The organism is Streptomyces neyagawaensis, assembly GCF_023516595.1.
Classification (GTDB): Bacteria; Actinomycetota; Actinomycetes; order Streptomycetales; family Streptomycetaceae; genus Streptomyces; species Streptomyces neyagawaensis.
This window is the reverse complement of record NZ_JAMGBG010000148.1, coordinates 38064-53718: the sequence shown is the minus strand read 5'-3', so window position 1 is coordinate 53718 and position 15655 is coordinate 38064. Positions and strand designations below refer to the sequence as shown.

General features: G+C 71.1%; 12 protein-coding genes and 1 tRNA gene. 3 read left to right on the top strand and 10 right to left on the bottom strand.

What is annotated here, in order from left to right; translation table 11 throughout:
* The 6 genes from M8J73_RS38685 to M8J73_RS38660 all read right to left on the bottom strand — a co-directional run.
* A partial coding sequence (locus M8J73_RS38685; protein WP_249829678.1) for a sensor histidine kinase occupies positions 1 to 867 on the bottom strand: 867 nt, incomplete at its 3' end.
* Positions 868 to 992: 125 nt separating this feature from the next.
* On the bottom strand, positions 993 to 2639 hold the full coding sequence (locus M8J73_RS38680; RefSeq protein ID WP_055538848.1) for a long-chain-fatty-acid--CoA ligase: 1647 nt from the start codon (positions 2637 to 2639) through the stop codon (positions 993 to 995).
* A gap of 49 nt (positions 2640 to 2688) precedes the next feature.
* Positions 2689 to 3156, bottom strand: coding sequence for a DUF3592 domain-containing protein (locus M8J73_RS38675; RefSeq protein ID WP_055538847.1), 468 nt, complete (start codon positions 3154 to 3156; stop codon positions 2689 to 2691).
* A 117-nt stretch (positions 3157 to 3273) separates the two neighbouring features.
* Positions 3274 to 3897, bottom strand: a complete 624-nt coding sequence (locus M8J73_RS38670; RefSeq protein ID WP_055538846.1) for a lytic polysaccharide monooxygenase auxiliary activity family 9 protein — start codon at positions 3895 to 3897, stop codon at positions 3274 to 3276.
* Positions 3898 to 4008: 111 nt separating this feature from the next.
* A complete protein-coding gene (locus M8J73_RS38665; protein WP_249829677.1) occupies positions 4009 to 5151 on the bottom strand; it encodes an SPFH domain-containing protein in 1143 nt (380 codons plus the stop codon).
* A gap of 391 nt (positions 5152 to 5542) precedes the next feature.
* A complete protein-coding gene (locus M8J73_RS38660; RefSeq protein ID WP_055542491.1) occupies positions 5543 to 7009 on the bottom strand; it encodes a peptidoglycan-binding protein in 1467 nt (488 codons plus the stop codon).
* Between the two features lie 376 nt (positions 7010 to 7385).
* On the opposite strand from M8J73_RS38660, the gene M8J73_RS38655 reads away from it, so the two are divergent.
* The 3 genes from M8J73_RS38655 (at position 7386) to glxA (ending at position 11835) form a co-directional block, all read left to right on the top strand.
* Positions 7386 to 7462, top strand: a tRNA-Lys gene (locus M8J73_RS38655).
* A 447-nt stretch (positions 7463 to 7909) separates the two neighbouring features.
* Entirely contained in the window at positions 7910 to 9901 is a 1992-nt protein-coding gene (locus M8J73_RS38650; protein ID WP_055540353.1) for a glycosyltransferase family 2 protein, read from the top strand.
* Positions 9898 to 11835 (top strand): radical copper oxidase GlxA, encoded by a 1938-nt coding sequence (gene glxA, locus M8J73_RS38645; protein WP_055540354.1) that lies wholly within the window; start codon positions 9898 to 9900, stop codon positions 11833 to 11835. Before M8J73_RS38650 ends, glxA begins: the two co-directional genes overlap by 4 nt.
* A 252-nt stretch (positions 11836 to 12087) precedes the next feature.
* Here glxA and M8J73_RS38640 read toward each other — a convergent pair whose 3' ends face one another.
* The 4 genes from M8J73_RS38640 to M8J73_RS38625 all read right to left on the bottom strand — a co-directional run bounded on the left by M8J73_RS38640 (position 12088) and on the right by M8J73_RS38625 (position 15572).
* Positions 12088 to 13107, bottom strand: coding sequence for a glycoside hydrolase family 6 protein (locus M8J73_RS38640; protein ID WP_249829676.1), 1020 nt, complete (start codon positions 13105 to 13107; stop codon positions 12088 to 12090).
* A gap of 182 nt (positions 13108 to 13289) precedes the next feature.
* Positions 13290 to 13979, bottom strand: coding sequence for a class F sortase (locus M8J73_RS38635; RefSeq protein ID WP_055541489.1), 690 nt, complete (start codon positions 13977 to 13979; stop codon positions 13290 to 13292).
* Positions 13980 to 13988: 9 nt separating this feature from the next.
* Positions 13989 to 14654: a hypothetical protein gene (locus M8J73_RS38630; RefSeq protein ID WP_249829675.1), complete on the bottom strand. Its 666-nt coding sequence runs from the start codon at positions 14652 to 14654 to the stop codon at positions 13989 to 13991.
* Between the two features lie 138 nt (positions 14655 to 14792).
* The gene (locus M8J73_RS38625; RefSeq protein WP_055541326.1) at positions 14793 to 15572 is read right to left on the bottom strand and encodes an HAD-IIA family hydrolase; all 780 of its coding nucleotides are present in this window, start codon (positions 15570 to 15572) and stop codon (positions 14793 to 14795) included.
* Positions 15573 to 15655 lie beyond the last annotated feature (83 nt).

Below are 15655 nucleotides of genomic sequence, written 5' to 3'. Positions count from 1 at the left end.
GTAGTCGGCGAGGACCTGGGGATGGATGCCGTGGATCAACTCCCGCAGCTCCCCGAGGACCTGGTCGGCCTCCCGGTGCGCGGCGGCGAGCCGGTCGGCCAGCTCCGGAGGGGCGTCCAGCCGGACCAGGCCCAGTGTCATGCTCAGGGACACCAGTCGCTGCTGGGCTCCGTCGTGCAGATCGCGTTCGATGCGGCGCCGCTCCGCCTCGAAGGCGGCGACCAGCCGCGCCCGCGAGCGGGTCACCTCCGCCAGCCGCCGCTCCCCCTCGGCCTCACTGGGCGCGAGCAGCAGCCGCGCCACCCCGGCGCGGGCCCGCGCGTACAGGGTGAGCGGCCCCAGCAGGGCGAGGACGAGGGCGAGTCCGGCGGCCGCGCACAGCAGGGCCTGGCCCTGGGTGTCGATCAGCCACAGCTTGACGATGCGGGTGTCGCCGCCCGAGAGGGCCAGCTGGAGGGGCGCCCCGAGCAGCGCGCCGGGCACGGCCACCGCCGCGCACAGCGCCAGCGCGTCCAGCGGCCACAGCACGAACCCGAGGAGCAGGGTGTACGCCAGCTCCCGCCAGGTCGCCCGCTCGGTGAACCGCAGCCGCGCCCAGGCGGCGAGCCCGGGTTCGACGGGGGTGGCGTGCGGGCCGGGCGGTGGGGATGTGCGGGTGACGAGCAGCCGCCGGCGCTCGAGGGCTCCGACGGGGACACCGGACAGGGCGAGCAGGGCCAGCAGCGGCAGGCCCACGAGGAGGGGGGCCAGGGCGAGGCCGAGGGCGCCCAGGACGAGGAGCAGCAGGAGCAGGGGCACGCCCACCAGCACCCCGCTCAGCAGGTACGCCACCGCACCCGGTGTGTCCCGTACGACCGTTCGGATCATGGGCTCACGGTAGGCGGCGGCGCCGGGCAACGGCCATACGGACAGGGGGTGTTCCGAGGTAGGTCCAGCCCTACCTCGGGGTGGGCCCGGCCGGCGGCGGGCCGGGCCCTCGTCCGCCCGCCCGGCTATCGGGTCAGCAGCTCCTCCCGGCCCCGTGCCCGGTACTCGGTGACCAGTGCCGCGAGGTCCACCGCGGTGAGCCTGCGGTACGCCCACTTGCCCGGAGGCCGCCACCAGACGGGGTCGGGGCAGCGGAAGCCCTCGCGGCGCAGGGTGGCCCGCTGGATCTTGTTGGTGGCGGTGACGGGCATGCGGGGGACGACGCGGACGAAGCGGGGGGTCATCTTGGTGCCGAGGTCGGGCTGGTCGAAGAGGAACTCGGTGAATCCGTACGGGTCGAAGGTGCCCGCGATGGTGGCCATGACCTGGTCCCCGGCGACCGGGTCGGGGACGGCGTAGACGGCGACGGCGTCGGCGCCCTCGTACCGGGCGAGGATGTTCTCGATGGTCGCGGCGGCGAGGTTCTCGCTGTCGACGCGGAGCCGGTCGTCGGTGCGGCCGGCGAAGTAGAGGAAGCCGCCCGTGTCGCGGTAGAAGAGGTCGCCGGTCCAGTACCAGCCGTCGTGGCGGCGGGCCGCGTCCGCCTCGGGGTTGCGCCAGTAGCCCTCGAACGGGTTGGGGCCCCGGTTCACCAACTCCCCTATCGCGTCGGTGCCGTTGAGGAGGCGGCCGTCCTCGGCGAAGACCGCCGGCGGGCACTCCTCGCGGGTCTCGGGGTCGACCACGGCGAGGTCGTCGCCGGGTGCCGCCCGCCCGATCGCGCCCGGCGGGGTCCCCGGTGTCCGCTGGATCGCGGCGCCGCCCTCGGAGGAGCCGTACCCCTCGACGAGCCGCACCCCGAAGCGCCGCTCGAAGGCCGCCGCGTCCACGGCCCCCGCCTCCGTGCCGAAGCCGGTGCGCAGCGGGTTGTCGTGGTCGTCGGGCCGGGGCTCGGTGGCGAGGACGTAGCTCACGGCCCGGCCGACGTAGGTGAAGTACGTGGCGCCGTACGCCCGTACGTCGTCCAGGAAGTTGGAGGCCGAGAACCGGCGGCGCAGGGCGACGCCCGCCCCGGCGACGAGGGCGGGCGCCCAGTCGGCGATGACGGCGTTGCCGTGGAACATCGGCATGCACACGTAGTGCACGTCGTCCCGTGCCACGTCGAAGCGGTCGACGAGGGCCCGGCCGGCCGCCGCGAGCCGGCCCTGCGAGCAGATCGCGGCCTTGGGGGCGCCGGTGGAGCCGGAGGTGAAATAGAGCAGGAGCCGGTGGGACGGGGTGGCCCCGGAGGGGTCGGGTGCGGCGCCCGCGTAGGGGGCGACGAGGGCGGTGTACTCCTCGGTGTCCGTCACGAGGATCCGCACACCGGGCAGGTGCAGGCCGTCGAGCAGCGGGAGGTGGGCGCGTTCCGTGACGAGGATCCGGCACTCGGTGTGGAGGATGTCGCGGGCCAGTTCGGGGCCCCGGCGGGTGGGGTTGATCCCGGCGACGGCGGCGCCCGCGAGGGCGGCGGCGCTCAGCCACAGGGGGTACTCGGGGGTGTTGTCGAGGAGGACGCCGAGGTGTGGCTCGGCGCCGGGTGGCAGCAGGTCGGCGAGGAGGGCCGCGCGGGCGGCGGCACCGGCGGCGACCTCGTGATGGGTGAGCACCTCGTCCTCGAACCACAGCCCCGGCCGGTGGTCGCCCCACCGGTCGGCGACGAGCTGCGCGACCGTACGCCTCGTGGACTCCATACGGGCGCACGGTAGTTGACGTTCCGTCAGTTGGGGAGGCGCATGTCGGTCACGGGCTCGGGAAGGCGGCGTCGGCGGACATCTGGTGGAAGGTGACCATGAAACCGACACAGAAGACGAAGATCACACCGAGGAAGGCGAGGATGCCGAAGCTGGCCGCCGCCTGCTTCGCCCGGCCCGGCTGGTGGGCCGTGGCCACCACGGACGGGCCCTCGGTGTAGTACACCGTGACGAAGTCGCCCTCGACGGTGGTCATCGGACCGTCCTCCTCCTCGAAGCGGATGGGGCGGCCGTCCCGGGTGGTGAACTCGTACACATGGTGGATCGTGGTGTGCACGGCGCTGCTCTTCCCCATGGCCTTGCTGACCGTGGTGAACGCCTTCAGGCAGCGGCCCTCCGCCGTCAGCCCGCTGTTCCAGGCCCGCTGGATCAGCAGCCAGCGGCGCAGTACGCGGTAGGCCGCGAAGGCGACGACGGCCATGATCAGACCGGGAACGATGTACAGAAACATATCCATGGTGATCCCCCGCTTTCGGTGACCGCCCTGGTCGGCGGTGCGTGGGGAACCTACCCGCGCGGGGGCCCCGCGCAGCTCAAGCGATGCTCAGAACTCGCGGGGCCGGTGCGCTGTCGGTCAGAACGTGACGTCCGAGCAGGCGTAGAACGCGTTGCCGGTGTCGGCGATCGTCCACACCGCGAGGATCACGTGGTGGCCGCTCAGACCGGACGGCAGGCGTCCGGTGTGGGAGAGCGTGGACGGGGGTCGCTGACCGTTGTAGGGGACGGTGAAGAACGGGGTGAGGTTGAGGTCGGAGCGGGCCAGCGCGTGGTTCTGGTTCCAGCCCGGCTTGGTGACGTAGTACTTGAAGTCGGTGGTGGCGTGCATGGCGGTGAACTGCCAGCGGAACGTGTAGTTCTGGCCGCCCGTCACCCTGGTCGTGGGCCAGGCGCCGCCGCCCGGCCTGGTGGGCGAGTTGAGCTGCCCGAACCGGCTGTGCCCGGCGGAACAGATCTGGCCGTCAGCCGGCCCTGAGCCCGGGAAGCCCTTCGGGCCCTCCACGCTCTGCGGCTCCCACTGGATGTCGCCGCAGTTCGTGACGGTGCCGTTCTGACAGAGCTTCTGCCGGCTGACGGGGAGATCGGTGTAGCCGTGGCCGGAGGCGCCGCCGCTGGAGAAGACGAGGGCTCCCATGGTGGCGAGACCGACGCCGGCGGCGTACCACTTGGCGCGTTTTCGGGTGAAGGTCCTTGGACGCATGCTGCCGCTCCCTGGAGTACGTGGGGATGTTCCAGGTCTAGACCAAGCATCAGAGTAGGAGCGGCGGTTGGCTGTGTCCATATCAACAACAGAACGCTGCCGGGCGGGTGTTCACGGCGACACTTCGCGCCGCCCCGTGTAGAACGCCACCGTCAGGTCCTTCACCAGCGCCTTGCGCTCGTAGTCGTCGAGTTCCACCAGGCCGCGCATCGTCAGCCGGGTCACCGTGTCCTCGACGGAGTCGACGACCGACGTGAGCACGGTGTCGCGGTGCTGGGCGTCGAGCGCCGCGATCCGCCGGCGCTGCATCACCGCGGCGACCTCGGGCGCGTACTCGATCCGGATGGGCTGCACGGAGAACACCTCCAGGCCGACCGGTGCCGTGTCCGCGACGAGCAGCCGGGTCAGCGCCTCGCCGACCGCCTCCGTGTTGCGCAGGGTGGAGTCCCGGACGAGGGCGTTCGGCGGTACGTCGGCGGGCAGTTGGGAGAGCACCCGGGAGAGCGCCGCCTCGACGCACTCGCGCAGGTAGCGCTCGTGGTCCTCGATCCCCAGCACGGCCCGCGCGGTGTCCTTCATCCGCCAGGCGACCAGGACGACGGCCCGCAGCGCGACCCCGTTCGCGTCGACGGCCGGCATCGGCTCGCTCCGCCAGTGCCGCAGCCGTACGTCGACCCGGCGGCGCAGCACGAGCGGGTTCACCCACAGCAGCCCGGCACGGCGGACGGTCCCCCGGTACCGGCCGAACAGGTTCAGCACCCAGGCTCGCCCGGTCCGCCCTCGCGCGAGCCCGCCGAACCCGAACAGCGTCAGGGCCCCGGCACCGGCGTACGCGGCCCACTGCGCCGGACCGAGTCCCCCCGGATACCCGGTCGGCAGCCCCAGCCCCCTGACGACCAGCTCCGGCAGCACACCGGCCCACCACGACGTCAGGACGCAACCGGCCACGCCGCAGGTCCCGCCCAGCACGCCCACCATCCCGGGCAGCACCCGCGCTGGGCGCTCGACCAGGTCGGGGTCGACCTCGACGGCGGGCCGCGGCTTCACCGACGCGGGGCCCCGCCGCACCCTCGGCTGCTCCCCGGTCCCCCGCCGGCGGCCCACGACGGCGGGGGTGACCGGCACGGACACGGGGGCCGGGTCGTCCCGGAACAGCAGATGGACGGGGATCTCGGTGGTCGTCTCGTTCTGGATGAGCCGCGCGGGCCGCGCGACCCCTTCCGGCTCCGGTGTGGGTGAGGTGGTCGTACTCATACGTGCCTCCATGCCTCCGCGCAGGAAGAACCGTGGTGCGAGCTGATGAGGGTGAAGAGAGGGCGAGCGAGGGGGGGCGAGATCGGGGCGAGCGGGGGTCGGGAACAGGGCGAGCGTGAGGGTGAGAACAGGGGAGCGTGGGGTGAAACATCGGGCGGGCGTGGGGCGAGCGGCGGGGTGTGTGACGTCGAGACGGGGCCGTCGGCCTGCGGTCGAGCGCCGGGCGAGCGGCGGTGGTCGGGGCCGGGCGAGCGGCGGTGGTCGGGGCCGGGTGTCGGGCGGGGTTCGGTGGCCGGGGTGGGTGGGGGTGTTCGGCGGGGCGGGGCTCCGTGGCCGGGGCGGGCGCGGGGCGTGATGGGTGCCGGGCTGGGCCGCGGGGGTCGTGGTCGTGTCAGGAGAACAGGCGGCGCCAGGTCTCCGGGCCCGGGTAGCCGTCGGCGGCGCCGCCGCGCCAGCCCTGGGACCGCTGGAACGCCTCCACGTTCCGCCGGTCCGCCTCGCCCCAGCGCGGCCCCGGACCCGAGGTGTAGTACTTGCCGAACCCCAACTCGACCAGCCGCTTCCCGAGCAGCGTGACGTGCGCGTTGTACGCGCCGGGCCGGAACGCGCCCCGTCCCGGATACCCGGGCACGCCGTGCGAGGCGGGCGCCTCGGAGCCGTCGGACGGCCCCGGTGTGAGCGGCGGCTTGGTCGTGACCGGCGGCCGGGACGTGACCAGTGGCCTGCCGCGCGGGCCCGGGCTGTCCGCAGGCGGAATGTCCTGGCCCTTCCCGCTCACCAGGTACGACCAGGTCATCGGGCCCGGCAGCCCGTCCGCGTCCGGCCCGGTCCAGCCCTGCGCCCGCTGGAACGCCTGGGTGGCCCTGCGGTCCGCGTCCGACCAGCGCGGCCCCGGCCCGGCGGTGTAGAAGCGGGCCCCGCCGCGCTCCACCAGCATCTGCCCGAGCCGGGTGACGTACCGGTTGTCGGCGCCGGGCCCGAAATAGGCGGCACCCGGGTACCGGTTGCCGCTCGACGGACTCGTCGACCCCTTCGTACCGCCGCTCCCGGAGGAGTCGGGGTCGTCGGTGGAGCCGTCCGTCTCCTCCGGGACCACCGTGCCGTCGTCGACCACGCCCTTGTAGCGGTACGGCACATAGCGCGTCGGGGTGGACCAGTAGCCGTACGGGGTGACCTCGCGGCGGGCGTGGGGTCGGGTCGACTCATAGGCGATGTACGAGCTGTGCGTCGAGTCCGTCCAGCCGCCGAAGATCACCACGTGCGAGCCCTTGTGCGGGTCGCTCCGATTGTGGAAGAGAAGCATGTCGCCGGGTTGCAGCGATTCCTTGGAAATGCGGTCGGCGAACTTGTCCAGACTGCCCGTCCACTCGTTTCCGGGCAGATGCCAGGCCATGGAGACGAATCCGGAACAGTCCTGCCGATATCCGTCCGACCAGTACTCCGTCATGCTGTACGGCACCTCGGCGGTGACCCAGGTCCTGGCCCGCCGGATGATCTCCGCCCGGCTGATCGGCGGCGTCTTCACCTCCTCGGACGGCTTCTCCTCGTCGGCCGGCCGACCCGCCGGGCCGTGCAGCGGGGTCTTCTCCCCCTGCGGGGTATCGGGCCCGTCACCTGCGGGAACGCCTCCGGGGAGGGTGGGGGCGTGGGCTGCCGCGACCGCCGGCGCGACATGCCCGGCGCCGAGGGCAGCGCCTGCCGCCGTGGCCACGACGAGAGCGCGCCTGGCCGTTCTGGCGGCCGGGTGACCCGGGTGGTCGTACAGGGTCGAGTACGGCATCACGCGCCGCCAGTGAACACAGCCGGGGCATTCGCAGGCGGCGCCCGGATCGATTTCCTCGAATGCCGGAGCGTCCATGCGATTCCCCTCACGGGCGGGGCGGAGAATTCCACGATTCTGCACGACGTCAAGTTTTCCAAGTGTCTCGTGCTGTCGCATGCTGACGGTCCAAATGATGTACGCGCGGCACTGAGCGCACCGGCGGGCCGACGGCCGTGGGCGAGGGCGGGGCGGGGCGGGCTCGGGGCGAGGGAGGGCGGGGGCGGGGCGAGGGTGAGGGTGGGGGAAGTCCTTCCCTCCCGGAAAACGGGGGGCGCTCGATGCGCCGAGGGGCGCGTGAAACCGCGCGTGCAACCACATGTGCCCCACAACCGACGGTCGCCGCCGCCCCGCCCCAGGCGCCCGGCACGGTGGTCGGAAGCACCCCCGTCCCTCCGGTAAACTTTCACCGCACGCGCCGCTAGCTCAGTTGGTTAGAGCAGCTGACTCTTAATCAGCGGGTCCGGGGTTCGAGTCCCTGGCGGCGCACCACCGAAGAGGCCCCTCGCAGCAGCGAGGGGCCTCTTCGCATACCTCCGCACCCCCACAAAGCGCCCCAGGTTTCACAGATCCTCCACTCATGCCCCAAACACCGCGTATGACCGGTAAACACCGTGTTTCCGTCTTGCGATCAAGAAGAGCGCCGTAGAACCCTGGGCCCTAAGGGACTGCGGATACACGGCAGTTGGGGGGCGTGGGCGACGTGCGCGCGGGGATGCGGATCATAGCCGCCCGGCGACGCCGCGACGCGCGAACTCTCGAACGAATGCCTGGGGGGCATCGAAGGAACCGGAAGGTTCCCCGTCCCGTGTCTCCATGGTGTAGATCACATGGTGGCGGCGACGATCCGCCACCGATGCGTCCGTAAAGGTCGAGGGGGACCGAAGCGGGCGGAAGACCGACTAACACACACGAACGTGTGTGCGGGGGGAATGACTCATGACGCCGACGGGCGCCCGGCATAACTCCGACCCGTCCGACACGACACGACTGAAGGTCCCGTCGCACCGGACCGGCACCTTCCGAAAGCTGAGGAAGACACTTCCGAGATACGACTACGAGCACTACAGCCGACTCGCGGGGCCGCTCACCCAGCCCGATCCGAGCAAGCCCTACACGGTGCAGTACCGCTCCCTGATCTCCCAGGAGCCGCACCGCCTGAGGGTCGCACTGATGCTGGCCGCCGCCCCGCTGCTCTCCCTGGTCCTGCTCACCTGGCTGCTCCAGCCGGAGCACTGGACCAGGCGCGACTACGTCGAGTACGAGTTCCTGCCCGCCCTCGACATGGTCATGCTGGTCTCGATCGGCCTGATCGAGTTCTTCCGCTGCATGAACGTGCTGTCCAACGCGCACGCCACCCTGGTCGCCCGGGACCCGATCCCCGTGGTCCCCGAGGTCGGCACCAGAGTCGCCTTCCTCACCTCCTTCGTGCCCGGCAAGGAGCCGCTGGAGATGGTGACGAAGACCCTGGAGGCCGCCGTCAGGCTCCGCCACCGCGGGCTGCTGCACGTGTGGCTCCTCGACGAGGGCGACGACCCGGAGGTGAAGGAGGTCTGCGCGCGCCTCGGCGTGCACCACTTCTCCCGCAAGGGCATCGCCAAGTGGAACCAGCCCAAGGGCCCCCACCGCGCCAAGACCAAGCACGGCAACTACAACGCCTGGCTCGACGCGCACGGTGACGACTACGACTTCTTCGCCTCCGTCGACACCGACCACATCCCGCTGCCCAACTACCTGGAGCGGATGCTCGGCTTCTTCCGGGACCCGGACATCGGCTTCGTCATCGGCCCCCAGGTGTACGGCAACTACGACAACTTCGTCACCAAGGCCGCCGAGTCGCAGCAGTTCCTCTTCCACGCGCTGATCCAACGCGCCGGCAACCGCTACGGCGCCCCGATGTTCGTGGGTACGTCGAACGCCGTACGCATCAAGGCCCTCAAGCAGATCGGCGGGCTCTACGACTCGATCACCGAGGACATGGCGACCGGCTTCGAGATCCACCGCCACAAGAACCCGGTGACGGGCCGCAAGTGGCGCTCGGTGTACACACCGGACGTGCTCGCCGTGGGCGAGGGGCCCAGCGCCTGGACGGACTTCTTCACCCAGCAGATGCGCTGGTCGCGCGGGACGTACGAGACGATCCTCAAGCAGTACTGGAAGGGCTGGTACTCGCTGCCGCCGACCAAGCTCTTCAACTACACCATGATGATCATCTTCTACCCGATGTCCGCCCTCAACTGGATCCTCGCCGCGTTGAGTTGCGCCCTCTTCCTGGGTCTCGGCGCGTCGGGCGTGAACATCGACCCGACGGTGTGGCTGATGCTCTACGGGAACGCCTCGGCGCTCCAGATAGGCCTGTACGTCTGGAACCGCAGGCACAACGTCTCCCCGCACGAGCCCGAGGGCTCCGGCGGGGTGGCCGGCATGGTGATGTCCGCACTGTCCGCGCCGCTGTACGCGAAGGCGCTGATCGACTCGGCACTGCGCCGCAAGAGCAAGTTCGTCGTCACGCCCAAGGGCGACTCGGCCAGCCCCGACCGGTGGTTCGGCACCTTCCGGTACCACTGGTACTTCATCGCCATCTTCGGTGGCTCGATCGCCGCCGGCCTCGTCTACGGGCACGCGCACCCGGCGATGATCACCTGGGCCACGTTCGCCCTGCTGATCACCGCGCTGCCGATCTTCGTCTGGCGCCACATGCTGCGCCAGGACAGCAAGAAGGCCGCCGCCGCGGCCGAACTGCAAGGGTCGATGGTGGCCCCGCCCGAGGCGGCTCCCACGCCGCACGCGCCGCACCACGCACCGCACGCCCCACCCGCGCCGCACGCTCCCCAGCACAAGCCGAGCTGGGCCGCGTCCGGATCGGGCGGCGGAGGTAGCGACCAGACCATGCAGATCGCCCTGGGCGGACTTGGGGGACGTAAGGAATGAAGGACCGTGCAGGCCACCGCCGCGCCCGTCGCCTCGCGATCGGCGGGGCGGTGGTCCTCGCGCTGGCCGGGATGAACGGGCCGTGGCTGTACCGCTTCGGCACCGAGCAGTACCACCAGTACAAGATCAACCGACCTGAGTACAAGGCCGCCAACGGGCACTGGCAGATCGTGGAGTTCCCGAAGAAGTACCGGCAGAACACGATCCACGCCGCGCTCCTGCACACCGGCAAGGTCCTGTTGATCGCGGGGTCGGGCAACGACCAGGACAACTTCGACGCCAAGAAGTTCGACACCCGTATCTGGGACCCGGTCAAGCAGACGATCAAGCGGGTGCCGACCCCGGCCGACCTCTTCTGCACCGGGCACACCCAGCTGTCCAACGGCCGGCTGCTGATCGCGGGCGGTACCAAGCGCTACGAGAAGCTCAAGGGCGATGTCACCAAGGCCGGCGGCCTGATGATCATCCACAACGAGAACCCCGACAAGAAGGTGGAGCTGAAGCCCGGGACACGGTTCGTCGGCAAGGAGAACGGCAGGACCTTCGTCCTGAAGGACGAGGTCGAGATCAAGAAGGCCACCAAGACCTTCGACCCGGACACGGGGAAGTTCACCGGCAACAAGCCGGGGCTCGCCCGCGCCTACGTCGAGGCCGAGCGCAGCGGCAAGCGGTACGAGACCGGCACCGAGGACAACTACCGGATCGTGGGCCTGAAGGGCGCCGACGCCCGCAACACCTACGGCATCGCGCAGAAGCTCGCCCTCGACAAGAAGGACTTCCAGGGCATCAGGGACGCCTACGAGTTCGACCCGGTCGCCGAGCGGTACATCAAGGTCGACCCGATGAACGAGGCCCGCTGGTACCCGACGCTGACCACGCTCGCCGACGGCACGGTGCTCAGCCTCTCCGGGCTGGACGAGATCGGCCAGCTGGTCCCCGGCAAGAACGAGATCTACGACCCCGCGACCCGGAAGTGGACGTACACCAAGGGTGTGCGGCAGTTCCCGACGTATCCGGCGATCTCCCTGATGCAGAACGGCAAGCTGTTCTACTCGGGCGCGAACGCCGGGTACGGCCCGGACGACGTGGGCCGGCAGCCGGGCGTGTGGGACCTGAGGACGAACACGTTCACCAAGATCCCCGGTATGAGCGACGGCAAGCTGCTGGAGACCGCCGGGACGGTGCTGCTGCCGCCGGCGCAGAAGGAGAAGTACATGGTGATCGGCGGCGGAGGGGTCGGTGAGTCGGAGCGGTCCAGCCGGCGGACCCGGATCGTCGACCTGCTGGACGACAGCCCGCGCTTCGTGGACGGACCGCGCCTCGAGAAGGGCACCCGGTATCCGCAGTCCTCGATCCTGCCCGACGACACGGTCCTCATCTCGGGCGGTTCCCAGGACTACCGGGGCCGCGGCGACTCCAACATCCTCCAGTCACGCATCTACGACGCGCGCACCGGCACGATGCGCCGGGTCGCCGATCCGCTGGTCGGCCGCAACTACCACTCCGGGTCGATCCTGCTGCCCGACGGACGGGTCGTCTTCTTCGGGTCGGACTCCCTGTACGCCGACAAGGCCAACACCAAGCCGGGGGAGTTCGAGCAGCGCGTGGAGATCTACACGCCGCCGTATCTGTACCGGGACGGGCGGCCGACGCTGTCGGGCGGACCGAAGACGGTCGAGCGCGGCGGGAAGGCGACGTTCGGGACGCGGCACGCGTCGTCCATCAAGACGGCGCGGCTGATCCGGCCGAGTGCGTCGACGCATGTCACCGATGTCGACCAGAAGTCCGTCGCGGTGGACTTCACGACGTCCGGCGACAGCGTGACCGTGACGGTGCCGAAGAACCGGAATCTCGTGCAGTCCGGCTGGTACATGCTGTTCGTGACGGACGCGGCGGGAACACCTAGCAAGGCGCGGTGGGTGAAGGTGCCGTAGGGCTCCGCCGGGTTGTGTGATTCGGGTGCGGGTGTGTGGGGGCTGGTCGCGCAGTTCCCCGCGCCCCTGGAGGGACGGGCCTGCGGCCCGCCCTCCCCCTTGAAGGGTTGGGCCTGCGGCCCTCCCTTCGGCCTGAAAAGCACGGGCGCAGCCCGGGCGCTTTTCAGGGGCGCGGGGAACTGCGCGAGAAACCACACACCACCCGCACCCGCCAACGAACCGCGCACCCCCGAGCCATCAGGCACCCCGCGTTCAGTCAGACGCCTTGGCCAATGCCAGCGCGTACTCCGGCCACCACTCCCCCGCCTTCGGCCCCCCCTTGCACTCCCCGTCCGACTCCCCCGGCCGCTTGACCCACAGATACGCGTCCACCAGCGGATCCGACGTCTTCGTCGTCGGCGTCTCCCCCAGCGCCCGCCCCGGCGGGTTGCACCACTGTTCGTCCTTGTCGCCCCCGGTGTAGGGGCCGTTGCCGTTGCGGCTGGTGTCGATGACGAACGGCTTGCCGCCGACCTTCGCGGACAGCTGCTTGCCGTACCGGACGGAGTCCTCGGTCGTGTAGAAGTTCGAGACGTTGACGGCGAACCCGTCGGCCTTGTCGATGCCGGCCCACTTCAGCGGCTCGGCGATCTTGTCGGCCTCGCTCCACCCTGCGTTCCCGGCGTCCAGATACACCTTCGTGTTCTTCAGCGCGCCGAGCTTCTCGATCGCGCCCTTGAGCAGGTCGTACCGCTCCCCGTGGAACTCGCCCGGCGTGCAGCCGTCCACCACGTGGAGGACCGCGTCGGGTTCGAGGACGACCGTGGCCGGGCGGTCCCCGATGCCCCGGGCGACGGCGTCGATCCATGCCCGGTACGCGTCGCCGTCGGCCGCGCCGCCGCCCGAGTACTGGCCGCAGTCGCGGTGCGGGATGTTGTAGAGGACGAGGAGGGCGTCTCGGTCGGCCTTCTTCGCCGCCTCGGTGAAGCCCTTGGCCTCCCGCTCCGGGTTCTCGGGGCCGATCCACTCGCCCGTGGGCTGTTCGGCGATCCTGCGGATCAGCTCGGCGTTCTCGTCCTTGCCCGCCTTTTCGTAGGCGGCGACCTGGGCCGCCGCGTTCCCGTCCGGGTTGACCCAGAACGGGTCGGTCCCGCTCGGCTGTTGGGTGATCCCGGAGCCCGTGGTCTTGTCGTCCTCGCCTTCGCCGTCTCCCCCGAAACAGCCTGCGAGCAGCAGCGTGGCCCCCGCCACCGCCACGGACGCCCGGACTCCGGCCCCCCTACTGGCGTACATCCAACTCCCCCTTGGGTGCACCGTGTCGTAAGGGCCAATCCTGGCATATTTCCCGCCTCGCCCACGAGGATGCCGCCGCCTGACCGAGAGCTGTTGCCTCCTGATCACCTCGGACGGAAACCGCCTGCGAACGGGGCCGCGGGCTGCCCGGACGATCATGTGCGGGACCGTGTGTCATGGGTTCAGGGGCGGGTGCCGCTGAGGTACGCGGAGACGACGACGTTCGCCGTGTAGGTGCGGCTCTTCTTGTCGAAGGTGCCGCCGCAGGTGACCAGGCGGAGTTCGGCGCGGCCCGACTGCCGTACACCGTAGGCCTGTCCGGCGTCGAAGTCGTCGCGGCGCAGGACCCGCACGTCGTCCACGGTGAACTCGGCGACCGTGCCGTCGTCGCGGGCCACGCGGATCAGCTCGCCGAGCCCGAGGGCGCTGAGCTTGTAGAAGACGGCGGGGCGGGTCTCGGTGTCGACGTGTCCGACGAACAGCGCGGTCCCGGTGGCGCCGGGCCGGGTTCCGGCGGCGTACCAGCCGACGACGCCCGGCTGGTCGAAGGAGGGCGGGTCGATCGCCCCGTCGACGTCGAGGCCACGTGCCACGACCGGGGCCTGCACCCCCATGGCGGGGATGTCGAGGCGTTGGGGGCGGGCACCCTTCAACGGTTCGACGGCGGGCGGGAGTTCGGCCTGCGCCGGCCTGCCGACGGCGGCCACGTCACCGGTGGTCGGCGCCGCTATGCCATGCCGTACGTCGGTGACCTCGCGGCCCCAGAGCCACAGGCCGAGCAGCAGTACGGCCCAGGCGACACCGGTGGTGAACCGGCCGGCGCTCGTACCGCCGCCGCTCTCGCCGATGTCGGAGTAGTCCTGACCGGACACGGCGACCCCTTACCTCGCGCCCCGGCCCCGGCGGGCGCCGCGCACCACGACGACGGCGGCCGCGACACCGGCGAGGACCAGGCCGACCACCGCGTGCCGGGCGCCGGGCCCGGTGTTGCGGGCGTTCATGGAGTTGACGCCGTCCGCCGAGGCGGCGGCGTCCGCGGAGGCCACCGGGTGCGCCGCGAGCAGCGCGGCCGCTCCGCCGCCGCCCGCACGGACGGGGGCGACCGGGGAGGCGGGCGCCGAGGGCCGCCCGGTGGGCCGGGCGGAGGAGGAGGGCCGAGTCGAGTCCGAGGGCCGGGCGGGGGGCTGCTTGCCGTCGCCCACCTCGATGGTGCCCTTGACCTTGTCCTCCGTGCCGTCGCAGGAGACCCGTACGCCGTAGGTGCCGGGTTTCAGCGAGGACCGGATACGGGTCTCGCCGGACAGGGTGCCGGCCCGTTTGCCGCCGGCCACGGTCAGCTGTGCGTCCGCGACGAACGCCGCCGAGGCCGCGGTGCCCGACTTGCCCCCGCAGCCCTTGACCCGCACCTGGATGTCGGTGCCGGGCGCCGGCGCGGCCGGCACCACCGAGACGTTCCCCGCGTCGGCCGCGTGGACCGGGGGTGCCGACGCGGTCAGCGCGGCGGCGACCACCGCCCCCGAACAGAGAGTGAGTCGCAGTGAGCCCATGGTGAACCTCCAGACTCCTGAGACTCCCCCGCCGGCACGGGGGCCGCATCCGGGGAGGGCCTGTCACTGCTCCGTACGGGTGCCCGTGGGTTTACCGCCCGGGGCTCCGCCCGCATGGGGGCATGGCGGAGGCGTGGGTCAGATGCGGTCGACGAGGTCCGCGATGGAGTCCACGATCTTCGAGGGCCGGTAGGGGAACTTCTCCACCTGGTCAGGGGTGGTCAGACCGGTGAGCACCAGGTAGGTCTGCATCCCGGCCTCCATGCCGGCGAGGACGTCGGTGTCCATGCGGTCGCCGATCATGGCGCTGGTCTCGGAGTGGGCGCCGATCGCGTTGAGGCCGGTGCGCATCATCAGCGGGTTCGGCTTGCCGGCGAAGTACGGCTTCTGCCCGGTCGCCTTGGTGATCAGCGCGGCCACGGCGCCGGTCGCGGGCAGCGGGCCCTCGGTGGAGGGGCCGGTCTCGTCCGGGTTGGTGGCGATGAAGCGGGCGCCGGCGTTGATCAGCCGTACCGCCTTGGTCATGGCCTCGAAGGAGTAGGTGCGGGTCTCGCCGAGGACCACGTAGTCGGGGTCGTGGTCGGTGAGGACGTACCCGATGTCGTGCAGGGCGGTGGTCAGGCCGGCCTCGCCGATGACGTACGCCGTGCCGCCGGGCCGCTGGTCGTCCAGGAACTGGGCGGTGGCGAGGGCCGAGGTCCAGATGTGGTCGACGGGGACGTCCAGGCCCATGCGGGAGAGCCGGGCGTGCAGATCGCGCGGGGTGTAGATCGAGTTGTTGGTGAGCACCAGGAAGGGCCGGCCGGACTCCCGCAGCTTCTTGATGAAGGCGTCGGCGCCGGGGATCGGCACACCCTCGTGGATGAGCACCCCGTCCATGTCGGTGAGCCATGACTCGATGGGCTTGCGCTCTGCCATGTTCGATCTCCTGCCGTACGTGCGGATCGGCTCCCAACCCTAGGGTGGCGTGGCTGAAATGAGGAGGGCGATCTTGGCCGCTG